A 24,329-nucleotide genomic window follows, 5' to 3' on the forward strand; every position below is an offset into this window, starting at 1 on the left:
TTCAACAAAATTTGCAACCCGCGCCCGCCCCGGTGGTTACCTTCTGCACCTCCCCCAAGTGCAGGAGACTGGATCATGGCCACCCCGCCGAACGATCCCGAGGTGCGCGAAGAACAGCGCAACCCCGGCTCTACCGAGACCAACCCCGCCGGCACGTCCGCGCAGTCGCCTGCAGAAGGCGACGACGATCTTCCCCCGAAGCTGCCCGGTTCGCCGCAGGGCTGAACCGCCAACGGAGGCATTATGGCCGAAACGATGAACCGCGCGTCGCACGACGACGCGCCGCTGAGTACTGCGAACAACGAGCGCCAGGCGATCGACGAGGCCACGGACGGCCTGATCGTCCAGCGCGGCGACAAGCTCGTCGCGCGGGCCGTGACGATCAACCGCCCGCGTGCCGAACTCTATGCCTTCTGGCGCGATTTCAGTAATCTGCCGCCGATCCTCGACAATGTCGTGCGGATCGACGTGCTCGGTGGCGAGCGCAGCCACTGGGTGGTGAAGTCGCCCGGCGGCGGCACGGTCGAGTGGGATTCGCGGATCACCGAGGATCGCGAGGGCGAACTGATCGCCTGGGCTTCGGAAGAGGGCGCCGTCGTTCCCAATAGCGGCCGGATCGAGTTCCGCGATGCCGGCAACCGCGGGACGGTGGTGGTCGCGACGATCAACTATGCCCAGCCCTATGGCACGTTCGGCCGCATCCTCTCGCGCATCTTCCAGCGCGAGCCGAAGATGCAGGCGCAGCGCGACCTGCGCCGCTTCAAGCAACTCATGGAAACCGGCGAGATCGCAACCTCGTCCCGCACCAAGCAGCAGCTCGAGGAGGAGCGGAACTGATGCGCGCACTCACCTGGCACGGCAAGCACGACGTCCGCGTCGACACGGTCGACGATCCCGAAATCCTCAACCCACGCGACGCGATCATCAAGATCACCTCGACCGCGATCTGCGGCTCGGACCTCCATCTCTACGACGGCTATATCCCGACGATGATGGCCGGCGACATCCTCGGCCATGAGTTCATGGGCGAGGTGGTCGAAACCGGCGCGCGCTCGACGCTCAAGAAGGGGCAGCGCGTGGTGGTGCCGTTCACGATCGCCTGCGGCTCCTGCTATCATTGCGGCAAGCACCAATATTCGGGCTGCGAGAACGGGCTTCCGGCCGACAACCAGGATATCGGGCAGGAACTCTACGGCCAGCCGATGGCGGGGCTGTTCGGCTACAGCCACCTGACCGGCGGCTATGCGGGCGGCCAGGCCGAATATGTCCGCGTGCCGTTCAGCGACGTCGGCCCGATCGTGATTCCGGACGGGGTCGAGGACGAGAAGGTGCTGTTCCTCTCCGACATCCTGCCCACCGGCTGGATGGCTGCGGAAAATGCCGAGATCGAGCCCGGCGACACCGTCGCGGTCTGGGGCTGCGGCCCGGTCGGGCTGTTCGCGGTGCAGTCGGCCTTCCTGATGGGCGCCGAACGGGTCATCGCGATCGACCATTTCCCGCGCCGCCTCGAACTCGCCCGCCGCTTCGGCGCCGAGACGATCAACTTCGAGGAAACCGACACGGCCGCCGCGCTGTTCGAGATGACCGGCGGCATCGGCCCGGATGCGGTGATCGACAGCGTGGGGCTGGAGGCGCACGGCTTCTTCGTCGACAATGTGCTCGACCAGATCAAGAAATCGACCTTCCTCGGCACCGATCGCATCCACTCGATCCGCCAGGCGATCCTCGCCTGCCGCAAGGGCGGCCGTGTCTCGATGCCGGCGGTCTATGGCGGCTTCGTCGACAAGTTCCCGCTCGGCGCGCTGATGGAGAAGGGGCTGACGCTCAAGACCGGCCAGACCCATGTCCAGCATTACATGCCCGCGCTGCTCCACGCGATCCTGGAAGAGAAGATCGATACCACCTTCCTGATCAGCCACACGCTGCCGCTGGAGCAGGCGCCGCAGGGCTACAAGATGTTCCACGACAACCAGAATGAAGTGACCAAGGTCGTGCTGAAGCCCGGCATGGCGCTGGCGGCCGAATAAGGAGGCACGGAAAATGGCAGACAAATTCGCGATCGTGACCGGTGCCTCGAGCGGCATCGGCCTGGAACTGGCGCGGCTCGCGGCGCGCGACGGCTATGACCTGCTGGTGGTGGCGGATACCCCGCTGGTCGACGCCGCGGCCGCGCTGAAGGGCGAGGGTGTCGACGTGCAGTCGGTCGAAACCGACCTGTCGACCATCGAGGGCGTCGACCGCCTGCTGGCGGCGGCCGGCGGGCGCAGGGTCGACCTGCTCTGCGCCAATGCGGGCCACGGCCTGGGCGGCGGCTTTCTTGACCAGGAAGTCTCCGAATGGCGACACGTGATCGACACCAACATCACCGGCACCGTCTATCTGCTCCAGAAGGTGCTGCGCCAGATGCGCGATGCAGGCGAGGGCAAGGTGCTGATCACCGGCTCGGTCGCGGGCTGGATCCCGGGCAGCTTCCAGGCGGTGTACAACGGCACCAAGGCGTTCGTGGATAATTTCGCCGCGGCGATCCGCAACGAGCTGAAGGACGTGAAGGGCATCACCATCACCACCCTGCTGCCGGGCCCGGTGGAGACCGAGTTCTTCGAGCGCGCCGGCATGATGGACACAAAGGTCGGCCAGAGCGAGAGCAAATCCGACCCGGCCGATGTTGCCAAGGATGGCTGGACCGCGCTGATGAAGGGTACCGACAACATCGTCTCCGGCCTGTCCAACAAGCTGCAGGTCGCCGGCGCTGGCGTCCTGCCGCAGTCGGTGACGGCCGAGCAGCATCGCAAGATCGCCGAGCCCGGCAGCGGCGATTGACGGACAAGGCCGGGTGGTTGCCACCCCGGCCCCGATGATGCCATGGCATCCCGCTCAAATGGGGAGAGGGATGCCATGCGTCTTAGGTCGCTGTTGTTCGTGCCGGGCGATCGGCCGGAGCGCTTTGCCAAGGCGGCGGCGAGCGGCGCCGATGCGCTGATCCTCGATCTCGAGGACTCGGTGCTTGCCGAGCGCAAGGATTTCGCCCGCGACGCCATCGCCGAGTGGCTCGCCGAGGCGCCGGACACGCCCTGCTTCGTCCGCGTCAATCCGCTCGGGACTCCGGCGATCGCCGACGACCTGGGCGCCATTGCCACCTGCCGCCCCGCGGGGCTGGTACTCCCAAAGGCCGACGGTGCCGCCGCGATCCGCAACCTAGTTGCGCTGGTCGCCAAGGCCGGGGCCGCGTGCCCGCCGATCCTCCCCATCGCGACAGAAACGCCCGCTGCGCTGTTCCACCTCGGCAGCTATGGCGAAGTCGCGCCACACCTTGCCGGGCTCACCTGGGGCGCGGAGGACCTGCCCGCCGCGATCGGCGCGGCGAGTGCGCGCGAGGAAGACGGCGGCTACACCGCACCCTTCGCGATGGTGCGTTCGCTGGCGCTGTTCGCCGCGCATGCCGCGGGCGTGGCGGCGATCGAGACCGTCTATCCCGACATCGCCGATATCGATGGGCTGTCTGCCTATGTCGCGCGCGGCCGCCGAGACGGATTCACCGGCATGCTGGCGATTCACCCGGCGCAGATCGCGGCGATCAACGGCGGCTTCACCCCGAGCGAGGCCGAAATCAATGCGGCCGAGGAAATTGTCCAGGCCTTCCTCGCACATCCCGAGGCGGGGGCGCTGCGGCTGAACGGCCGAATGATCGACCGCCCACATCTCGAACAGGCACGTCGACTGTTAGCGCGCGCGGAATAGCCGGCGTATCACGATCCCGCCAATGTAACCCGTTTCAGTCCGACAGGTTGTTGCGCTGCAATAGTCGGTGAAAGCATATTGCAGGCATGAAAGCTATTTGCAGCCTGTAACCTTGAAAACACACTAGACGACAAAATCAAACCTGTTGGACAGCTTTGTGTTTCCAACATTGACAATGTTTGGCCCGATGGTAGCGATACCGGCGTCGCGAAAGCATCGGGGCGTTCGCAACAAAAACGGTTTCCGACGATCAAAGTCGGCAGAGGAGGGGACATGAAGAGCGTATCGCGTTCGACTATATGGTCGCGCTCGGCTTCCATGATGGCAGTGGCTGCTTGCATGGTGTTGCCAACGATTGCACAAGCACAGTCCGACAACGTTGCCACGGCAGCACCGCAGCAAGAGGGCGGGCAGGGCGAAGAAATCGTCGTGACCGGTATTCGCGCGTCGCTCGAACGGTCGATTGCGATCAAGCGCGAAGCGCCGGGTATCGTCGACGCCATCTCGGCGGAAGACATCGGCAAGTTCCCGGATACCAACCTCGCGGAATCGCTGCAGCGTATTCCGGGCGTGTCGATCAACCGTACCAATGGTGAAGGTTCGCAGGTTACCGTCCGTGGCTTCGGTCCGCAGTACAACCTGGTCACCCTGAACGGCCGCCAGCTCGCCTCGGCGGCGATCTCGGTGGTCGGCGGCGACCAGAATGCCGACGGTGCACAGGGCACCACCCGCTCGTTCGACTTCTCGAACCTTGCCTCCGAAGGCGTGCGCGCGCTCGAAGTGTACAAGACGGGCCGCGCCGCGGTGCCGTCGGGCGGCATCGGTGCGACGATCAACGTCGTCACCCGTCGTCCGCTGGACAGTGGCAGCAAGCCGGGCTTCAACGGCAGCGTCGGTGCCAAGGCGGTGTACGATACCAGCGTGGACGGCTGCCTGGATTGCGGCGCGAAGGTCACCCCAGAATTCTCCGGCGTGGTCGGCTGGAGCGATGCGGACCAGCGCTTCGGCGTCGAGCTGTTCGGCAGCTACCAGAAGCGTAATTTCACCTCGATCGCGGCGACCTCGAACGACTGGAACATCGTTCCGTACAGCAGCTTCGTCACCGGCGGCTTCACCCGCAACAACACGGTGTGCCCGGCCAGCCAGACGACGCTGAGCTCGAGCTGCACCATCGTGAAGGGCGCGCCGAGCAACACCAGCCAGCTGGTCGCAATTCCCAACGACAGCCGCTATCACTATGCCGAGGGCAGCCGCGAGCGCATCAACGGCCAGGCCGTGGTGCAGTTCAAGCCTACCGACGCCCTCACGCTGACCGCGGACGGGCTTTATGCGCAGAACCGCCAGCGCGAGACCCGCTCGGACCTGTCCAACTGGTTCAGCCGTCCGTTCGACGAAGTGCATTTCGACGGCAACACCACCGTCGCCACCGCGACCTATCTCCACGAGACGATCAACGGCTTCAAGGACGAGGGCTTCGAAGCGCAGTCGCGCGCCCAGAAGAACCGCCTGACCGATTTCGGCCTCAACGCCGACTGGCAGCTCGCCAGCAACCTCAACCTGCGCCTCGACGGGCACATCTCCAAGTCGTCGAGCCTGCCCGACAATCCGAACGGCGTCAGCTCGACGCTGGTCGGCATGGGCGCCAACGTCGTCGCCGCGCACTCGGTGGACTATAGCGGGGCGGGCATTCCGAAGCAGGACATCACGCTCGGCTCTGTCCCGCTCGACCTTAACTCGTTCGGCAGCCAGATCGGCCGCACCAACAAGTCGACCCAAGAACAGTTGGTTCGCGAAGCGCGGGCCGACTTCGGCTGGGATCTGGGGGGTGACAGCAAGTTCGAGTTCGGTGCGAACTATCGCAAGACCGACATGCGCCAGACCTTCGTCAGCACCCAGCAGACGCTGGGCGACTGGGGCATCGCCAATCCGGGCGACGTCCAGCGGCTGGCACCGGGCCTGGTCCAGTCGTTCTGCCTCGAGTGCAAGTTCGACAAGTACGACCCCGGCTCGGATCCGGACTCGAAGATCGCCTTCCGCGGCGATGCCTCGAAGCTCTATCCGATCCTGTCTTCCTATTATGCGGGCCGCGGCAACGCGATTGGCATCACCGGCAACAACAACAACCGCGTCAAGGAAGATATCTGGGCGGCCTATGGCCAGCTGACCTGGAAGGGCGAGGTGGGCAATGCGCCCGCGCGCTTGGTCGCCGGCATCCGCTACGAGCACACCAAGTCGCGCTCGATCTCGCAGGTCGCGGTGCCGTCGGCACTCGACTGGGTGTCGGACAACGACTTCACCGTGGTGGTGTCGCTGACCAACACGACGCAGTTCGACGAATCGCACAGCTATGACAACATCCTGCCGCAGGTCGACTTCCAGGTCGAACTGCAGCGCAACCTGCTCGCCCGCCTGTCGTACAGCAAGACGATCTCGCGGCCGAACTACAACAACCTGTTCACCGCGACCACGGTGGGCGGTCCGCCGCGTCCGACGAACAATGGCGGTATCCCCAGCGCTTCGGTGGGCAACGCCTCGCTTTCGCCGCTGATTTCGGACAATTTCGACGCCTCGCTCGAATGGTACTTCAAGCCGGACAGCTATGTCTCGGTCGCCTTCTTCGACAAGCGAGTGCACAACTTCGTCGGCAACGGCCAGTTCACCTCGCCGCTGTTCGGTTTGCGTGATCCGAGCTCGGGCGCGGCGGGCAGCCGGTCCGGCCAGGCGAAGGCCGCACTCAACGGGCTGGGTGCGGACATCAGCGACGTGAACCTGTTCGTCATGTCGGCGCTGATCGCCAACCGCGGCTCGGTCGCCGCGGCGACCACCGAGTTCCAGGCGAACTACAACAACTCGACCCGCGCGCTCGACGACAACTACGTCAAGGCGATCAACAACCAGTACGATCTGCGCGGCAACTCGGCCGATCCGCTGTACCAGTTCCAGGTAACGCAGCCGATCAACAACAAGGACGCCGAGATCTACGGCGTCGAGCTGGCTGGCCAGTATTTCCTGGGCAACACCGGCTTCGGCGTTTCCGCGGCATACACGCTGGTGCGCGGCGATGTGGGCTTCAACCTGGGCGCCGACCCGGGTCAGGACCAGTTCGCCCTGCTTGGCCTGAGCGACACGTTCAGCACCACGCTGATCTACGACAAGAACGGCATCTCCGCCCGTGTCGCCTATAACTGGCGCGACCGGTATCTGTCGGGCATCAACCGTCAGGGCTCGCGCAACCCCGAGTTCACCGCGCCCTTCGGTCAGCTCGACATGAACGTGAGCTACGAGATCACGCCGCAGATCGCGCTCTCGCTGGAAGGCATCAACCTGACCAAGGCGAGCGTGCGGACCTATGCCCGCGATCAGAGCGAGCTGTGGTTCGCGCAGGAACTCGATCGCCGCTTCCTGGCAGGCGTGCGCTTCAAGTTCTGAGCTACCGCGCATCCGCGCGAGTGGAGAGGGAGGGTCGCTGCCGGGGGCAGCGGCCCTTTCCTTTGCCCGCAGCGGACGCGGATGGTTGAGGGGGCCGCGGCTTTGCGCCATGGTTCTGTCGAACGCGGCGGAAAGCCGGGAAACATGGATGTATTTGAAATGACGAACCCGGTCGCGCTGGACAATGTGCTCCACCAGGACCTGCGCGTCGCCTTCCGCCACGGCGCGGAATTCGGCGATGCCGCCAACCAGATCCTCATTTTTCCCACCGAGTTCGAGGCCGTGCAGCGCGAATTCCCGATCCTGTTCCGCGAGGCTGAAGGGGAAGGGCTGCAGGCGGTGGCGCTCACCGGCTTCGATCTCGACGAGAATTTGTTCTTCGACGGCGAGCGCTGGACCAGCCGCTACGTTCCTGCGCTTCAGCAGCGCGGGCCCTTTTCGATCGGCATTCCTGCCGATGGCCTTGATTCCGATGAGGGGCCGACGGTGCACGTCGACCTCGACGATTCCCGCGTCGGCACCGAGGCAGGCGAACTGCTGTTCCTGCCGCAGGGCGGCGCCAGCCGCTATCTGGAGCATGTCTCGCGCGTGCTGGGGCGGATCCATGGCGGGATCGGCGCAGCCGCGCCGGTCTACGCGCTGTTCCAGGAAATGGGGCTGCTCGAAAGCAACGTCATCGAAGTGACGCTGCACGACGAGCAGCGCTACCGGATCGACGGCTTCCAGATGTTGTCCCACGACCGACTGGCGGCGCTGGCGCCCGAGGCGATTGAACGGCTGCATCGCGCGAACGTGCTGGGGCTCGCCTATCTCGTCGCCGCCTCGCTCGGCAACATCAGCGCGCTGATCGAGCGCAAGAATGCGGGCACGGCGCGGTGAACGTGCTTGCCGGGTCTGCGCCCGCGGTGCGGGTGATTCAAGGCGTTGCGCCGGATGCGATCCCGTTCGACCGGTTGATGGCCGATCAGGCGCCGGTGATCCTCAAGGGAATCGCCGCCGACTGGCCGCTGGTACGGGCCGGCCTCGCCTCTGCAGATGACGCGATGGACCTGCTGCAGCGCTTCGACGCCGGTCGCCCGGTGGTGACGTTCACCGGTGCCCCGGAAATTCACGGGCGTTTCTTCTATGATGAGAGCGTCACCGGCCTGAACTTCACCGGCCGCCGCGAACCGCTGACGCCGCTGCTGGACGCGATGCGCCCGTTGATCGGCGACCCTAACGCGCCGAGCATCTATGTCGGCTCGACCGACCTAGACGAGTATATGCCCGGCTTTCGCGCCGAGAACGATCTCGTGCTCGATCACCCGATGTTTGCCCAGCATCTGGCGAGCATCTGGATCGGCAACCGCACCACCGCGACCTGCCATTACGACATGTCGCACAATCTGGCGGTGTGCGCGGTCGGCCGGCGGCGCTTCACGCTGTTCCCGCCCGACCAGATCGCCAACCTCTATCCCGGCCCGCTCGAGCCGACGCCGGGCGGGCAGGTGGTCAGCATGGTCGATTTCGCCAAGCCCGATTTCGATCGCCATCCCGGGTTCCGCCAGGCGATGGCGACGGCGCAGGTAGCGGAGATGGAGGCGGGCGACCTGCTCTTCTATCCTGCGATGTGGTGGCACCATGTCGAGGCACTGGCGCCGTTCAACGTGCTGGTGAACTATTGGTGGAACACCAGCCCGGCCTGGCTCGATACGCCCCAGCTTACCCTGCTCCACGGCCTGCTCAGTCTGCGCGATCGCCCGGCATCCGAGAAGCAGGCATGGAAGGCGCTGTTCGACTATTATGTGTTCGGCGACCCTGAGCGCCCGGCTAAACATCTGCCGGAGGCGGCGCGGGGGCCGCTGGCGCCGATTGACGCGACTGCGGCACGACGACTGCGCGCCCAGCTGCTCCACCGCCTCAATCGCTGAGGTTCATTCGTACCTGCGCAAGTGGTCGATGGAATCCGCCGGCCTGCCGTGAAATGGTTAATTTTTCGGGCAAGTCGATCGTTTAGCTCGACAAATCGACGGAACTCGCTGCACGCGCGCACGGTTCGGGGGCTGCCATGTTGCGGGCATGATCCATGCGGCCGTTCCCTGGCGTGTTGTACCTTGTTCAGGAGATTTCCGGATGATTAAAGGCGCTTTGAGCGCGGCGGCCCTGGTTGCGGGCCTGTCGCTTACCCCCGTCACGGCCCAGGCCGCCACCGTTATCGGCGGCGCCACCGCCATCGATCTCACCGCGACCAGCACCTTCAATTCGCTCGGCTACAAGGTCGCCACCTACGGCACCGCCAGCGCCTTCAAGATCGGCAACGATCTCGTCGCGGCCTTCCTCATCACCGGCGGCTCGCGCAACGACACCACCGGCGCGACGATCATCGACCATGCCGGTTCGGGCCTGAAATTCTCGCTGGGCGGCAACACGCTCAGCATCGGCAATTTCCAGATCGATACGGCCGCCGGCCTGGTGCGCGGCAGCGCCTCGGCCAACGGCTTCACCCTCGGCGACAACATTTCGCTGTTCAATCTCGGCGCCGGCTCGGTGCTGACGCTGACCAACGAGGCGGCCGCGGCATTCCAGACGACGCTGGGTACGGCCGGCCTCGCCGGTGCTACCATCGGCACGGCGACCCCGGTCGCGGTGTTCGGCCCGAGCGGCGTGCCCGAGCCGGCCAGCTGGGGCCTGATGATCGCAGGCGTGGGCTTTGTCGGCGCGTCGCTGCGTCGCCGTGCCCGCAGCGCGGCGCGCCTCGCTGCCGCCTGAGCGTCGACGCACGAAATGGAAACGGCCGGGAGATCGCTCTCCCGGCCGTTTTCTTTTGCGCTTTGCGCGGACCTAGAAGTTCGCCCAGTCGTCCGCGTCGGCCCCTGCCATCGCGGCAGCGGGGAGGGGCTTCACCGGCGACACATAGCCGCCGCCGTTGCTGCGCGGCGCCTGCTGCCTGGGCTGCGGCGGCGGCGTCTGCCGCGCCGATGCCGCGCGCTGGCCTCCCACCTCGAACTGGTGCGCGGAATCGCTGAGGCTGGTGACTTCGGCATTGAGGTTGCGCGCGGCGGCGGAGGTCTGCTCCACCATCGCGGCGTTCTGCTGCGTGCTGTGGTCCATTGTCTGCACCGCCGAGGCGATCTGCGAGATCGCGGTGGCCTGCGCCTGGTTGTCGCTCGCCATCGCGCTGACCAACTGGTGGACCTCCGCGGTCGCGGTCGAGATGGTGTCGAGCGCGCCTTCCACCTGCTGGACGGTCTGCACCGCCTCGACGATGTCCTTCTGGGTGGCGCTCAGCTGGTCGCGGGCGCGGCTGGCTTCCTCCTCCGAGCGCATCGCCAGCTGCGAGACGAGATCGGCGACCACCGCAAAGCCGCGGCCCGCTTCGCCGGCGCGGCCGGCTTCCACCGCGGCGTTCATCGCGAGAACGCGGGTCTGGAACGCGATCTTGTCCAGGCCCTCGATGACGCTGTCGATGCCCTTGGCGCCTTCGGACACGCGGGTCATCGCCTGCACCGCCGTGTCGGTGATCGCCCGGCCGTCGTTGACGGTCTGGATCGCGCCGTTGGTACGCTGGACGGTGGTGTCGGCAGCGCGGGCGGTGGCCTTGAGCCGCTGGTCCATCTGGGTGACTGCCGCGGCGGTCTGCTCCAGGCTGGCGGCATTGGCCTCGGTGCGCTTCGCCAGATCCTCCGAGGCGGTGGCAATCTCGCTCGACCCGGTGCGGATCGTCGTGGCGCTTTCGAGCACCTGGGCGATCAGCGCGCGCAGATTGGCGACGGCGCGGTTGAAGTTGGACTTCACCGGCTCGAATTCCGGCGCCACCGCGATGTCGATGGTGGCGGTGAGGTTGCCGTGCGACAGCGCATCCAGTCGGCTGTCGAGCGCATCGAGCAGGCGGGCCTGCTCGGCATCGGCGGCGGCCTTGGCCTGCTGGGTCGACTGCAGGCCGATCGCGTTCTCGCGGAACACCTCGACCGTGCGTGCCATCGTGCCCAGTTCGTCGCCGCGGTCGGTGCCCGGCACGGTGCGGCGGAGGTCGCCGCCGGCAACCGCCTGCATTGCGGCCTGCAGCGCGTTGAGCGGATCGGTGATGCCGACACGCGCGACGAGATAGCCGGTGCCCATCGCTACGAGCAGCGAGATCACGTTAATCACCACGAGCGTCCAGACCGTCGACTCGCCGGCGGCCTGCAGGTTGCGCGACGTTTCGGCTGCGGCCTTCACCCGTTCGTTGTTGAAGGTGCTTAGACGCTGCGAAATCGCCTGGATGTCGGGATCCACCTCCCGCAGCAGTGCGAGCGCGGCGGCGTCCTCGTCGCGCAGGCCGTGCTGGATGGCGGCCTGTGTCTTGTCCTGCAGCGTCTCGATCTTGGCGCGAACCTCGTCGAGCACCGGCTTGGCGGACGGATCTTCCTGTTCGATCTGGCCCAGCAGCGCCTTGGCCTGGGTGTAATTGTCCTTTTCCTCGCCCTCGGTCTCGCGCGCCATCGTGCTGTTGCCGTCATAGGCGACGGCGCGATAGCCGGCATAGGCCATCGCCTCGAGGAGGCGGTTGAGCCGGGCGGTGTGGGTGGTGCTGGGCAGCTTGCCCAGCGTGAGTTCGGAATAATCGCGATTGGCGCGATTGAGGCTGCTGGCGCTGATCGCGCTGACGACCAGCGTCACCAGGCTGATCAAGGCGATCACCGCCAGGATTTTGACGGGCACGCGCACGCGCGCGAGTAACTGTTTCATCCCTAGAATCCCCCATGCACCGGCGTTGGATGCACCGGTGGCAAGTACTCCATTATAGAATCCCCCCGCGCCGCCGGGGTGGCGCGCGGTCATAAATGTATGCGGTAACATGCTGGCGGGAGGGCGGACTTGGGGGAGCTATGCGCAACCGTTGGGGCCGCGGCAGCGCAATGGAACCTCGCATCGCCTATAATGCCGAGCGAGGCGTCGCGACGGCGCCCCGGGGGAAGGTGCGCGCGTGGTACGACTGGCTTTGGTGATGATCGCCCGGAACGAGGCGCGCGCGATCGCGCGGGCGCTCGACAGCGCGCGCGCGCATGTCGACCGGATGATCGTGCTCGATACCGGTTCGACCGACGACACCGTGGCGATCGCCGAGCGCTGTGGCGCGACCGTGTACAAGTTCGCCTGGTGCGACGATTTCGCGGCCGCCCGCAACGCCGCGCTTGATCACTCAGACGCCGATTGGAACCTGATGCTCGACGCCGACGAGTGGCTCGAAGCTGGGTTCGAGGCACTCGCGCCCTCGGCATTGCCGCCGGCATCCGAGGCGCGGCCTGCCTTCATCGGCTGCCCCCAGCTGCGAAACGAGGGCGCGGAGGGCAATACGGCGCGGCGCTTCCTCCCGCGCCTGCTGCCGCGCGGCGTTCGCCATGCGGGCCGGATCCATGAGCAGCCGGTATCCCCGCTGCCGCTGGTGCCCTGCGCGCTCCGCATCGGGCATGACGGCTATGCCGAGGCCCAGCTCGCCGCCAAGCACGGGCGCAACCTCGCGCTGCTCCAGGCGGCGCTCGCCGAGGCGCCCGAGGACTCCTATCTCTGGTACCAGCTCGGGCGTGAGCACCTCGTTCGCGGCGCGGCCGAGGCGGCGGTGGCGCCGCTGCAGACGGCCTATCGCCTGACGCCGCCCAAGGCGGGGTATCGGCACGCGGTGGTGCTCTCCACGATCCGCGTGCTGAAGGAAGCGGGGCAACTGCACGATGCGCTGGCGCTGGTCGATGCCGAGCAGGCCGCCTGGCCGTCCTCGCCGGACTTCTACTTCGCCGTCGCCGACCTGTATCTCGCCTGGGCCGGCCATGCGCCGGAGCTTGCGTTGGACGAACTGCTGCCGGTGGTGGAGGGCGCGTGGCTGCGCTGCCTGGAAATCGGCGAGCAGCCGATGCTCGACGGGTCGGTGATCGGCTGCGGCAGCTATCTGGCGGCCGGCAACCTGGCGATGTTCTACGAGCAGCTCGGGATCCTGGACCAGGCGAAACGCTACGCGGCGCTGGAACGCGACCTGCGCGCGGCTGCCTGAGCCTTTCGGGCACGGACACGCCCGACACCCTCCGCATATCGTTGATCGCCCCCTTTGCTACCGGTATCAAGCGCGTCCGATCGGGGCAGGACAGGGAATCGAGGCGATGGCGGAGCAAGCGGCAGTCGAGCACATCGCCCAGGCGTTCGTGGCCGCGCGACGCGCCCGTGCGGGGTTCGCCGACTATCCGGGTCCGATGCCGGAGACGCTGGACGAGGGCTACGCCATCCAGGCGCGCGCGATCGCCCTGTTCGACCAGCCGATCGCAGGGTGGAAGGTCGGCCGCGTGCCCGGGCCGCTCATCGCCCGTCACGGCGGCGTCGAGCGCCTCTCGGGGCCGATCTTCGCCGACAGCGTGGTGTGGGCGAAGCCGGACGAAACGCCGGGAATGCCCGTGTTCCGCAACGGCTTCGGCGCGGTGGAGGCGGAGTATCTGCTTCGGCTCGGATCGCTGCCCGACCGCTTCGATCGCGACTGGACCAACGAGGCGGTGCTGCCGTTCATCGACGAGGTCCGCGTGGGCATCGAGATCGCCGGATCGCCCTTCGAGGGCATCAACCGCCATGGCCCCGCGGTCACTATTTCCGACTTCGGCAACAATAATGGTCTCCTGATCGGATACCGTATATCTTCTGGGGAGGATTTCCTTCACTGGCCAGTGTCGCTAACGATTGACGGGGAGGTCGCTGGAACCGGCACTGCGAGCGCGATGCTCGACGGACCGATCGGAGCGGTGCGCTTCCTGTTCGAACGCGCGGCCCACGGGCTGCCCCTGGCGGAAGGCCAGTGGCTATCGACCGGCGCCGTCACCGGCGTCCATCCGGTACGGCCGGGGCAGAAGGTCGAGGCGCGGTTCGGACCGGCGCTGTGCGTGCAATGCTCGATCGGGATCGCCTGATCCCGGGACGGCGGAGTGGGATTGGAGAGTTGATGGCGAGCAAGGGCGAAGCCGCGGTAAGCGGCGCCGTGGAACGGGTGGGGCGGTATCGCTGGGTGATTTGCGGGCTGCTGTTCGCGGCGACCATCATCAATTACATCGATCGCCAGATGATCGGCGTGCTCAAGCCCACGCTGATGGCCGACCTGCACTGGACCGAGAAGGACTTTGCCGGCGTCATCATCTGGTTCCAGTTCGCCTATGCCGTGGGCTACATCATCTTCGGCAAGGTTGTCGACCAGGTCGGCGCGCGCGTCGGCTACACCATCGCCTTCATCATCTGGCAGATCGCGCACATCTTCCATGGTGCCGCGCATTCCATGGTCCAGTTCGCGATCGCCCGCTTCGCGCTGGGCATCGGCGAATCGGGTAACTTCCCGGCGGGCATCAAGGCGGTGACCGAATGGTTCCCGGCCAAGGAGCGCGCCTTCGCGATCGGCGTGTTCAACGCCGGCGCGAACATCGGCGCGGTGCTCACCCCGCTGGTCATCCCCTATATGGTGCTGGCCTGGGGCTGGCGCTCGGCCTTCGTCATCACCGGCGTGGTCAGCTTCGTCTGGCTGATCGCCTGGTGGATGCTGTACCGCACCCCGCGCGAGCACCCCAAGGTAACCGAGGGCGAGCTCGCCTGGATCGAGCAGGACCCCGCCGACAAGGTGCAGAAGCTCGGCTACGGCTCGGTGCTCACCAAGCGCGAGACCTGGGCCTATGCGCTCGGCAAGTTCTTCATCGATCCGGTGTGGTGGTTCTTCCTGTTCTGGCTGCCGGGCTATCTGTTCGAGCGCTATCACCTCGACCTCAAGACCTTCGGCCTGCCGCTCGCCGCGATCTACCTCGTGTCGGACATGGGCAGCGTCGCCGGCGGCTGGATGTCGTCGCGGCTGATGCGCGCAGGGTACACCGCCAATGTCGCGCGCAAGCTGACGATGCTGGTCTGCGCCTTCGCGGTGCTGCCGGTGCTGTTCGCGGAATCGCTGACCAGCGTGTGGATGGCGGTCGCCGTGATCGGCATCGCGACCGCCGCGCACCAGGCCTTCTCGGCCAATCTCTATGCGCTGCCGGCGGACATGTTCCCGCGCGGCGCGGTGGGCTCGGTGATCGGCATCGGCGGCACCGTCGGCGCGGTGGGCGGTATCCTGATGTCCTTCTATGCCGGCGAAGTGCTGGCGCGGATCGGCAGCTACTGGCCGCTCTTCGCGGTGGCCGGCAGCGCCTATTTCGTCGCGCTCGCCTGCGTGCATTTCCTGTCGCCGCGGCTGGCCCGTGTCGACATGGACGCCTGATTTTCCTCTGACCTGTCCGGAGTCTCCGATGGCCAAGCCGCTCAAGCTCGATCCCGACCGGCTGTTGCCGGCCGAGGGGCGCACCCGCGAAATCGCGCGCGAACTCTACCGCGAAGTGGCCGAGCTGCCGATCATCAGCCCGCACGGCCATACCGATGCGAGCTGGTTCTCGACCAATGCCAACTGGTCCAACGCGACCGAGCTGCTGCTCTCGCCGGACCATTATATCTACCGCATGCTCTATTCGCAGGGCGTGTCGCTCGACGCGCTGTGCGTGCCGAGCAAGGCCGGCATGCCCGCCACCGATCCGCGCGCGGCGTGGCGCACCTTTGCCGAGCATCTCTACCTGTTCCGCGGCACGCCCTCGGCGATGTGGCTGGGCCATGTGTTCGGCGAGGTGTTCGGCTTCGACGTGGCGCTCGACGGCGAGACGGCGGATTTCTACTACGACACGATCAACGCCAAGCTGGCCAGCGACGATTTCCGCCCGCGCGCGCTGTTCGATCGCTTCAACATCGAGTTCCTCGCCACCACCGAAGGCCCGCAGGACGATCTGTCGGCGCATCATGCCGTGCAGGCATCGGGCTGGCCGGGCCGCGTCGTCACCACCTATCGTCCCGATGCGGTGATCGACGTCGAGCATGAGCAGTTCCACGGCGCGCTCAAGGTCTTCGCCGAGAAGACCGGCGAGGACGTGTACAGCTGGGACGGCTATCTCGCCGCCCACGCCAAGCGCCGCGCCGACTTCCGCGCCGCCGGCGCCACCGCGACCGACCATGGCCACCCGACCGCGCGCACCGCCAACCTGAGCAAGGCGGAAGCGGCCGCGCTGTTCGGTAAGATCCTCGGCAGCGACTGGACCCCGGCCGATGCCGAGCTGTTCCGCGCCCAGATGCTCACCGAAATGGCGGCGATGAGCGTCGAGGACGGGATGGTGATGCAGATCCACCCGGGCAGCTTCCGCAACCATAATGGCGGCCTGTTCGCCAGCCATGGCCGCGACAAGGGCGCCGACATCCCGATGGCGACCGACTATGTCCACGGCCTCAAGCCGCTGCTCGATCGCTTCGGCACCTCGACCGATCTCTCGATCATCCTCTTCACGCTCGACGAGACGGTGTATTCGCGCGAGCTGGCGCCGCTTGCCGGCCATTATCCGTGCCTCAAGCTGGGCCCGGCCTGGTGGTTCCACGACAGCCCCGAGGGCATGCGCCGCTTCCGCGAGCAGGTGACCGAGACGGCGGGCTTCTACAACACCGTTGGCTTCAACGACGACACCCGCGCCTTCCTCTCGATCCCGGCTCGCCACGACGTTGCGCGGCGGATCGACTGCGGCTTCCTGGCGCAGCTGGTCGCCGAGGGGCGGCTGCTCGACTGGGAAGCGGCGGAACTGGCGTTCGAGCTCACCAACGGGCTTGTCCGCAAGGCCTACAAGCTCGATAGAGCCTGATAGACACCGGTAGCATAAGCGCCGCGCGAGGGAGACAGACGATGTTCGACCGGACCTATTACGCCACGCATCCGGACATGATGGACTGCGTGTCGAACGAGGAGCTGCGCGACCGCTATCTGATCTCCGGGCTGTTCCGGGCGGGCGAATGCGTGCTCAACTATACCCATGCCGATCGCTTCGTGATCGGCGGGGTGGAGGTGGGCAGCGCCCCGGTGAAGCTGCCCGACCAGACCGAGCCGCCCTCGGCGGCCGGCCACCCGTTCCTCGATCGGCGCGAGCTGGCGATCGTCAATGTCGGTGCGGTCGAGGGCACGGTGACGGTCGACGGCGAGGTCTTCACGCTGGGCAACAAGGACTGCCTCTACGTGACGATGGGTGGCCGCGAGGTGACCTTCGCCGGGGAGGGCGCGCGCTACTATCTGGCGTCCTGCCCGGCGCACAAGGCGTTCACCACGCGTAAGCTCGACATCGCCGATGCCAACGCGCTCGAGCGCGGCAGCCTGGCCGAGTCCAACGAGCGGACGATTTACCAGCTCGTCATCCCGGGCGTGTGCGACAGCGCGCAGCTGGTGATGGGGCTCACGGTGCTCAAGCCCGGCAGCGTGTGGAACACCATGCCGCCGCACGTCCATGAGCGCCGCAGCGAGATCTATTTCTACTTCGAGCTCGACGATCTCGAGAAGGATCGCGTGATGCACTTCATGGGCGAGGGCGAGGCGACCCGGCATATCGTGATGGCGAACGAGGAAGCGGTGATCAGCCCGCCCTGGTCGATCCATATGGGCGCGGGCACCAAGGCCTATGCCTTCATCTGGGCGATGGCCGGCGAGAACCAGGATTATACCGACATGCAGGTGCTGGATATCTGCCAGCTGGCGTGAGCACCGAACTCTCCCTCCCGCGGGCGGGAGGGGGGAGAGGAATAGCGATGACCAACCCGTTCGACCTTAGCGGCCAGGTGGCCGTCATCACCGGTGCCAATACCGGCATCGGGCAGGGCATCGCGCTGGCGCTCGCCGCAGCGGGTGCGGACATCGCCGCCGTTGGACGCACCCCTGCCGCGGAAACCGTGCGCGAGGCGCGGGCCTTCGGTCGCCGCGCCGAGATCATTGCCGCCGATCTCTCGACCACCGAGCCTGTGCAAAGGGTTGTGGACGAAGCTGTGGATAAGCTGGGGAAGATCGACATCCTGGTGAACAATGCCGGGATCATCCGCCGCGCCGACAGCCTCGACTTCACCGAGGCGGACTGGGACGCGGTGGTCGATACCAACCTCAAGTCGGTGTTCTTCCTCTGTCAGGCCGCGGGCAAGTTCATGATCCGCCGCTTCGGCGAGACCGGCGAGCGCGGGCGGATCATCAACATCGCCTCGATGCTCAGCTTCCAGGGCGGCATCCGCGTGCCGAGTTACACCGCATCCAAATCGGGCATCGCCGGGCTGACCAAGCTGCTGGCGAACGAGTGGGCGAGCAAGGGCGTGAACGTGAACGCGATCGCGCCGGGCTATATCGCGACCGACAACACCTCGGCGCTGCGGGCCGACGAGACCCGCAACCGCCAGATCCTCGAGCGCATCCCGGCGGGGCGCTGGGGCGATCCGGAGGATCTGGGGGGCGCCGCGGTCTTCCTTGCATCGCGCGCTTCGGACTATGTGCAGGGGCATATTCTCGCCGTTGACGGAGGCTGGCTGGCACGATGACGTTCGCATTCTTCGGGGAAATGATGCTGCGGCTCTCGCCGCCGGGCCGCGAGCTGCTGCTGCAGACGCCCAAGCTCGACGTGGCGATCGCAGGGGCCGAGGCGAATGTCGCGACCGGGCTGGCGTGCCTGGGCCATGACGTGCGGATGATCAGCGCGGTGGCGGACAACCCGCTGGGCGCGGCCGCTGTCGGCGAACTGCGCCGGCGCGGGGTGGACGCTCGCCACGTCGTCGCCGAGCCCGGCCGTATGGGGCTCTATTTCCTCACCCCCGGCGCGGGGCTGCGCGCTTCCGAGATCGTGTACGACCGTGCCGGCTCGGTGTTCGCAACGCGTCCTGCGGAGAGCTGGAACTGGGACGTGCTGCTCCACGGCGCGACCCGGCTGCACCTCTCGGGCATCACCCCGGCGCTGGGGCCGAACACCGCCGCCGCCGCCATCGCTGCGGCCGAGGCGGCGAGCGCGCGCGGCATCGCGGTGTCGTTCGACGGCAACTACCGCGCCAAGCTGTGGGAAGCCTGGGACAGCGATCCGCGCGGCGTGCTGACCCAGTTGATCCGCCATGCCGACGTGCTGTTCGGCAACCACCGCGATATCTCGCTGCTGCTGGGCGAGCACTTTCCGGGCGACGGGGCCGATCGCCGCCGCGAGGCGGCCGAAGCGGCGTTCGCCGCCTTCCCCAAGCTCCAGCTGATCGCCTCGACCGCGCGGCACGTCGACGATGTCGATAGCCACCGCATCGCCGCGCGCGTCGACACCCGCGAGGGCGGGCACCAGACCGAGGAGCTGCGCGTCAGCGGCATCGTCGATCGCATCGGCGGCGGCGACGCCTTCGCGGCCGGCGTGCTCCACGGGTTGCTGGAGGGCGGCGATGCCCGCGCCATGGCCGAGGCCGGGCTGGCGCTGACCGCGCTCAAGCACTCGCTGCCGGGCGACGCCAGCCTGTTCACCCGCGTCGACCTCGCCGCGTTTGCCGAAGGTGGGCTGGACGTGCGACGGTAACCGGACGTCGCGCGGTGTCTGCGGGCGGCTTCGCGCTTGCACGGCACCGCGCGCGGGGCCCGCTTCCTGTGTCGATTTGGGCAGCTGAAAGGTGCTGTCCACCGGTGTCCGGGGCGTCGTTCTTCTATCGCAATCGTTGTCGCCGCCGTATAGCATGGGCGCATGGAGAAGACGGGCAAGCCCACCATCAACGACGTCGCCCGCATCGCCGGCGTGTCGAAGAAGACCGTCAGCCGCGTCATCAATCGCTCGCCATTATTGAACCAGGATACCCGCGCCAAGGTGGAGGCGGTGATCGCTGATCTCGGCTATATCCCCAATGTCCAGGCGCGGGCGCTGGCGTTGCGGCACAATTTCCTGCTCGGCCTGATCCACGACAACCCCAACGCGCAGATGGTGATGAACGTCCAGGCGGGCATTCTGGAAGCGATCCGCGACACCGAGTTCGAGCTGATCGTCCGCCCGATCGACCGCGGTTCGTCGACCATGCTGGCCGACGTTCGTGCCTTCCTCGAGCGGCAGCGGCTGTACGGCGTGCTGATCCTGCCCCCGGTTTCCGAGAACGACATGCTGGCCGAGCTCTGCCAGAGCCTCGGCACCCGCTATGTCCGCATGGGATCGACGACGCTCGACGCCCCCGAGCACATGGTCGCCTCGAACGACTGCGAGGTGGTCGTGGAGGCGGTGCAGCACCTGATCACGCTCGGCCATCGCAGGATCGGGTTGATCGCGGGGCCGCACGGTTTCCGCTCGGCACGCGAGCGGCGCAAGGGCTTCGAGCAGGCGTTGAGCGATGCCGGCATCAAGCTGCCGCGCAGCATGATCGCCGAGGGTACCTATACGTTCGAGAGCGGGCTGGCCGCAGCCGACCGGCTGCTGGACCTCTCGCCGCGTCCTACCGCCATCTTCTCGTGCAATGACGAGATGGCTGCGGCCACACTCCACGCCGCAAGGCGCCGCGGCATGAGCGTGCCCGAGGATCTGTCGATCATCGGCTTCGATGACACCGCGATCGCAGCGCATATCTGGCCGCCGCTGACGACGGTGCACTGGCCGATCGTGTCGATGGGCCGATCGGCGGCGCTCAAGCTGCTGGCCGATTTCTTCGGGGACGAGCAGGGGGTGGAGGAGCCGTCGCTGTTCCCCTCGACGCTCATCCACCGCGCCTCGGTAGCGCCGCCACGGCCCGACCGCGGCTGAAACGCTGCACGTAGTAGGATACGGGGCGACGGCGAACCGCCGCCCCGCAGCGCGCGTCAGAAGCTGCCGCGCAGGCCGACCAGGAACTGGCGGCCGGGCTTGTACGAGGTGAACGTCGCGTTCGGGAACTGAAAGTAGGAACGCAGCGTCGCATTGGTGAAGTTCGACACGTTGACCGTCAGCTGCGGCGCCTTCTTCACGCCGAAGATCTTGTCGAGGTCGAAGGCCGAGGAGAAGTCCCAGCTGGTATAGTCGGAATTGAACAGTGCCGCGGCCGGGATGCCGTTCTGGGTGTTGCCGCTGCTCTGCGACCCCTCGCGCGAGGTGGTCGAGACGCGCAGCATCACGCCGTTGCGCTCGTAATAGCCGGTGATGTTGTAGGTGAACGGCGCGACGCCGAACGCCTGGGCAGGGCCGTCACTGGTCTGATCGACGATCGTGGCGTTGGCGTTGAAGCCGAAGCCGCGGATGCCGAGCTTCTCGGTGAGGAAGTCGAGCGGCTGGACCCACTGGAATTCCAGGCCGTTGATCTTCAGCTTGTTCGGCACGTTGACCTGGCTGGTGATCAGCACGCGTGCTGCATTCGGTCCTCCGCGCGAGTTGAGCGCGATCTGCTGGGTTGGGTTCAGCGTGTCGTAGGTGATGCCATACTGCGCCAATGCCGAGAACGGAGCGTCGATGTTCTGGTTCTGGGTGAAGCCGGTGATCGACTTGCGGAAGGCGTTGAAGCTGACCACGCCGTCGCGGCCGGTATAATATTCGAAGCCGAGGTCGATGTTGGTCGACATGTACGGCTGCAGCGCCGGATTGCCGATCGTCGCCTGGTCGGCCGAGGGCGCGCCGAAGCTCACGCCGGGCAGCTGGGCCGAGGGATCCGGACGAGTCATCGTCTTCGAGGCGGCAAGGCGGACCACGGCGTGCGAGCTCACGTCATAGGCCACCGTCGCGGCCGGCAGCCACTTGGTGTAGTTGTTGCGGGTCGAGACGATGGTGACCAGGTTCGGGTAGCGGCTGCCGTCCGGGATCTGGGTGCCGGCCGCAGTGCTGTTGCGCGGATCGGCGACCGAGACTCGGCCCTGGATCGTCTGGATCGTGTTGACGTAGCGCAGGCCGAGGTTGAAGCGCAGCATGTTGCCGCCGACTTCCTGCTCGCCGTTCAGCGTGGCGAAGGCCGACTTGACGACTTCGCGGATCAGGCCGCCGCTGGCGCCGGTGTTCGAACCGCCGCTTTCCGGTGCGTTGTCGTGGAAATAGTCATAGTTGCTGGCCTTGCGGAACGCGTCCCAGTTGACCGTCACGAAGCCGGCGGGGCCGGGCTGCAGATAGGTCGGGAAGGCCGCGTTCGGAATCAGCGAGCCACCATAGGTGACGCCACCGGTCTGGCCGGCAGTGTAGCCGGTGCCATAGCCCGGATAGGTGGGATAGCCGGCGGGCGCAGCGCCCGGCGCATTGAGACCCTCGCACGGCGGCTGGCCGTTCGGGCTCGGCAGGTTGACGCTCGGGTTGTTGCCGCACACCGCGTTCTGCCAGGCCTGGCTGTTGTCATAGCCGCGGATCCGGCGCGAGACGTCGTCCCAGGCTGCGCCGACCTTGAGGTTCAGCGCGCGATCGCCCCAGGTCAGGTCGCCGCGGACGCCCTTGTTCTTGTTGAGCCGGCGCTCGTCCTGCAGGTTGACGCGAGCGCCGGTGTACCAGCCGAAATTGGCCGGGTTGTTGAGGTCGATGCTGCTTTTGATATCCGGGATGCCGCCATTGTTGGTGTAGGTGACGGTGCCGCCCTGGCCGAGCGGGGTCATGCCGCCGACGGTCGGGCTCTCGCGGTGGAAGGTCGAGCGGGCATAATTGCCCTGCAGCGTCGCCTTCAGCTTGTCGTTGATCTCCCATTCGGCGCCCGGATTGACGCTCCACAGCTCGGTGGTCTCGTAATAGGGACGGAATTCGTCGAAGAACTGGGTGTTGGCGAAGGTGCCGCTCGTGACGGTGCAGCCCGCGCTGCAATCGTCCTTGTCGAACTTGAGGTTGGTCGGGATGGAGGCGCCGTTGCGGCCCACCCACGCCATGTCCTCGCGGATCAGCTCGTTGTGCTTATAGCCGTACAGGCCGTCGATGTAGAAATGCAGCGTGTCCGAGGGGCGATATTCGGCGCTGACGATCGCGTTGATGCGATCGCGCGGGCCACGGATGTCGGAGATGCGGCCGAGGCGCGGGATCAGGCCGTTGTCGATCTGCTGGATCGTCGCGCCTGGATTGTTCGCGAGCAGGAAGTTCCGATCGATCACCGTGCCGGCGACGAGACCCGCTCCGGCACCCGCGGGCACGACCGCCGGGATCGTCCAGTTGCCGCCGCCGGTCACGTTGCAGGTGTTGCCCGCGCCGCACTGGGCGGCGGTCAGCTGCGGGTTGGTGTAACCGATCGTCTCGAAACCCTTGGTGCGGGTATACAGCCGCTGCGCCGAGACGCCGGCAAGGATGCCGATGGTGTCGTTGTGCCAGCTGCCGATCAGCGAGCCGCGGCCGCCGATCTGCTTGGCCGCCTCCTGGTTCGAGCCCTGGATGTTGTACGCGAGGAACGAGTCTGCGCGGTCGAACGGACGTGCCGAGCGCAGGTCGACGTTACCCGCCGCGCCGCCTTCGAGCAGGTCGGCGGTGTAGCTCTTGTTCACCGTCAGCTTGGTGAACAGGTCGGTCGGGAAGAAGCTGAGGTCGACCGAGCGATCGGTGCCCTGCGCGTCGGTGCCGCCCGAGGAGGCGACCGCGATCGGCGCGCCGTTCAGGGTGACGTTGGTGAAGTTCGAGCCGAGGCCGCGGATCGCGACGTTGACGCCTTCGCCGGTCACGTCGCGGGTGATGGTGATGCCCGGGATGCGGTTGAAGGATTCGGCGATGTTGGTGTCGGGGAACTTGCCGATGTCCTCGGCGAAGATCGAGTCCGTGAAGCCAGTCGCATCACGCTTGGCGTTGACCGCCTTGGCGAGCGACGAGCGATAGCCGGTGACGACGATTTCCTGCTCGCCGCCCTGCGCGATCGGCGCTTCGCCGGACTGGGGCGAGACCGAGGGAGCGTCGGGGGCAGTCTCTCCGGCGGACGGCGTGCTCTGCGCCCAGGCGGTGGAGGCGCAGGCTGCACTCAGGATGGTCGCGCACAGCAGGGCGGCGCGGGCAGGGCGGAAGCTGCGGGTAATAGTGGTCATATTCAGGTCCCCTCGAAGTGGTCCGGCGCGTGGCCGGTCCTTTCCTTCAACGTGTCGATCGTCGCGGACGAGATGCTCCGACGGCGGACCAACCGAGTGGCCGCAAGGAGAAGTTCGTTCGCGCTGTTGGTTTAGAGGTGCCGGGTCAGGGTGGATCGGCGCCGCCTGCAACGCCCGCCCTTGCGATCCATTCGCTCGGCATCAAACGCGTTGGTCGGCTCATCCATCCTCTTCCCGGGGTGCGCGCCGACTTATGCTGCCAGCGTCATGTTAGCGGTATCTTTCACGCTTTGGTCTGGCCGTCAATGGGCGAATGGTCAGGCCAAGCGCTTTCCGGGCAAGTGCGTTTCAGCGGCAACACAATGGTCTGTGCGTAACATTTGCTGAACCAAGC

The 24,329-nt window shown here is 66.6% G+C and carries 20 protein-coding genes; 17 read left to right on the forward strand and 3 right to left on the reverse strand.

Translation table 11 applies throughout. The annotated features are described in order from the left end of the window. Window positions 1-75 precede the first annotated feature (75 nt). The 5 genes from ABIC65_RS17275 (at window position 76) to ABIC65_RS17295 (ending at window position 3,738) form a co-directional block, all read left to right on the forward strand. Window positions 76-225, forward strand: a complete 150-nt coding sequence (locus tag ABIC65_RS17275) for a hypothetical protein (protein WP_354310325.1) — start codon at window positions 76-78, stop codon at window positions 223-225. Window positions 226-243: 18 nt separating this feature from the next. Beyond that, entirely contained in the window at window positions 244-837 is a 594-nt protein-coding gene (locus ABIC65_RS17280; RefSeq protein ID WP_436286742.1) for an SRPBCC family protein, read from the forward strand. After that, on the forward strand, window positions 837-2,027 hold the full coding sequence (locus tag ABIC65_RS17285; RefSeq protein WP_354310327.1) for a zinc-dependent alcohol dehydrogenase: 1,191 nt from the start codon (window positions 837-839) through the stop codon (window positions 2,025-2,027). Before ABIC65_RS17280 ends, ABIC65_RS17285 begins: the two co-directional genes overlap by 1 nt. 13 nt (window positions 2,028-2,040) lie before the next feature. Then, on the forward strand, window positions 2,041-2,820 hold the full coding sequence (locus ABIC65_RS17290) for an SDR family NAD(P)-dependent oxidoreductase (RefSeq protein ID WP_354310328.1): 780 nt from the start codon (window positions 2,041-2,043) through the stop codon (window positions 2,818-2,820). A 75-nt stretch (window positions 2,821-2,895) separates the two neighbouring features. Continuing rightward, window positions 2,896-3,738, forward strand: a complete 843-nt coding sequence (locus tag ABIC65_RS17295) for an HpcH/HpaI aldolase/citrate lyase family protein (protein ID WP_354310330.1) — start codon at window positions 2,896-2,898, stop codon at window positions 3,736-3,738. A gap of 8 nt (window positions 3,739-3,746) precedes the next feature. Here ABIC65_RS17295 and ABIC65_RS17300 read toward each other — a convergent pair whose 3' ends face one another. Further along, window positions 3,747-4,079: a hypothetical protein gene (locus ABIC65_RS17300; RefSeq protein WP_354310332.1), complete on the reverse strand. Its 333-nt coding sequence runs from the start codon at window positions 4,077-4,079 to the stop codon at window positions 3,747-3,749. On the opposite strand from ABIC65_RS17300, the gene ABIC65_RS17305 reads away from it, so the two are divergent. From ABIC65_RS17305 to ABIC65_RS17320, 4 genes are all read left to right on the forward strand, one after another. Beyond that, window positions 4,012-7,167 carry a TonB-dependent receptor gene (locus ABIC65_RS17305; protein WP_436286743.1) on the forward strand — a complete coding sequence of 1,052 codons (3,156 nt, stop codon included), beginning with the start codon at window positions 4,012-4,014 and terminating at the stop codon, window positions 7,165-7,167. The two genes, ABIC65_RS17300 and ABIC65_RS17305, sit on opposite strands and share 68 nt — an antisense overlap. A gap of 159 nt (window positions 7,168-7,326) precedes the next feature. Next, complete coding sequence (locus ABIC65_RS17310; RefSeq protein WP_354310335.1) at window positions 7,327-8,046, forward strand: SapC family protein; 720 nt, start codon at window positions 7,327-7,329, stop codon at window positions 8,044-8,046. Continuing rightward, window positions 8,043-9,077: a cupin-like domain-containing protein gene (locus ABIC65_RS17315; RefSeq protein ID WP_354310336.1), complete on the forward strand. Its 1,035-nt coding sequence runs from the start codon at window positions 8,043-8,045 to the stop codon at window positions 9,075-9,077. The genes ABIC65_RS17310 and ABIC65_RS17315 overlap by 4 nt, the downstream gene beginning before the upstream one ends. A 202-nt stretch (window positions 9,078-9,279) precedes the next feature. After that, the gene (locus ABIC65_RS17320) at window positions 9,280-9,915 is read left to right on the forward strand and encodes a PEPxxWA-CTERM sorting domain-containing protein (RefSeq protein WP_354310337.1); all 636 of its coding nucleotides are present in this window, start codon (window positions 9,280-9,282) and stop codon (window positions 9,913-9,915) included. A 72-nt stretch (window positions 9,916-9,987) separates the two neighbouring features. Here ABIC65_RS17320 and ABIC65_RS17325 read toward each other — a convergent pair whose 3' ends face one another. After that, window positions 9,988-11,874, reverse strand: coding sequence for a methyl-accepting chemotaxis protein (locus ABIC65_RS17325; protein WP_354310338.1), 1,887 nt, complete (start codon window positions 11,872-11,874; stop codon window positions 9,988-9,990). Window positions 11,875-12,112: 238 nt separating this feature from the next. Between ABIC65_RS17325 and ABIC65_RS17330 the strand changes: the two genes are divergently transcribed. The 8 genes from ABIC65_RS17330 to ABIC65_RS17365 all read left to right on the forward strand — a co-directional run bounded on the left by ABIC65_RS17330 (window position 12,113) and on the right by ABIC65_RS17365 (window position 20,744). Beyond that, window positions 12,113-13,171: a glycosyltransferase family 2 protein gene (locus ABIC65_RS17330; RefSeq protein WP_354310339.1), complete on the forward strand. Its 1,059-nt coding sequence runs from the start codon at window positions 12,113-12,115 to the stop codon at window positions 13,169-13,171. Window positions 13,172-13,277: 106 nt separating this feature from the next. Next, window positions 13,278-14,069: a 2-keto-4-pentenoate hydratase gene (locus tag ABIC65_RS17335; protein ID WP_354310341.1), complete on the forward strand. Its 792-nt coding sequence runs from the start codon at window positions 13,278-13,280 to the stop codon at window positions 14,067-14,069. Window positions 14,070-14,101: 32 nt separating this feature from the next. Further along, window positions 14,102-15,391: an MFS transporter gene (locus ABIC65_RS17340; RefSeq protein ID WP_354310342.1), complete on the forward strand. Its 1,290-nt coding sequence runs from the start codon at window positions 14,102-14,104 to the stop codon at window positions 15,389-15,391. Window positions 15,392-15,419: 28 nt separating this feature from the next. Continuing rightward, window positions 15,420-16,841 (forward strand): glucuronate isomerase, encoded by a 1,422-nt coding sequence (uxaC, locus tag ABIC65_RS17345; protein WP_354310344.1) that lies wholly within the window; start codon window positions 15,420-15,422, stop codon window positions 16,839-16,841. Window positions 16,842-16,882: 41 nt separating this feature from the next. Next, entirely contained in the window at window positions 16,883-17,725 is an 843-nt protein-coding gene (kduI, locus tag ABIC65_RS17350; protein ID WP_354310346.1) for a 5-dehydro-4-deoxy-D-glucuronate isomerase, read from the forward strand. Window positions 17,726-17,772: 47 nt separating this feature from the next. After that, on the forward strand, window positions 17,773-18,543 hold the full coding sequence (gene kduD / locus ABIC65_RS17355) for a 2-dehydro-3-deoxy-D-gluconate 5-dehydrogenase KduD (RefSeq protein WP_354310348.1): 771 nt from the start codon (window positions 17,773-17,775) through the stop codon (window positions 18,541-18,543). Further along, window positions 18,540-19,544 carry a sugar kinase gene (locus ABIC65_RS17360; RefSeq protein ID WP_354310350.1) on the forward strand — a complete coding sequence of 335 codons (1,005 nt, stop codon included), beginning with the start codon at window positions 18,540-18,542 and terminating at the stop codon, window positions 19,542-19,544. Before kduD ends, ABIC65_RS17360 begins: the two co-directional genes overlap by 4 nt. 162 nt (window positions 19,545-19,706) lie before the next feature. Beyond that, window positions 19,707-20,744, forward strand: coding sequence for a LacI family DNA-binding transcriptional regulator (locus ABIC65_RS17365; RefSeq protein WP_354310351.1), 1,038 nt, complete (start codon window positions 19,707-19,709; stop codon window positions 20,742-20,744). A 56-nt stretch (window positions 20,745-20,800) separates the two neighbouring features. On the opposite strand, the gene ABIC65_RS17370 is transcribed toward ABIC65_RS17365, so the two are convergent. Beyond that, a complete protein-coding gene (locus ABIC65_RS17370; RefSeq protein ID WP_354310353.1) occupies window positions 20,801-23,935 on the reverse strand; it encodes a TonB-dependent receptor in 3,135 nt (1,044 codons plus the stop codon). Window positions 23,936-24,329 lie beyond the last annotated feature (394 nt).

The organism is Sphingomonas trueperi, from assembly GCF_040545665.1.
In the GTDB taxonomy this organism is placed as follows: Bacteria; Pseudomonadota; Alphaproteobacteria; order Sphingomonadales; family Sphingomonadaceae; genus Sphingomonas; species Sphingomonas trueperi_B.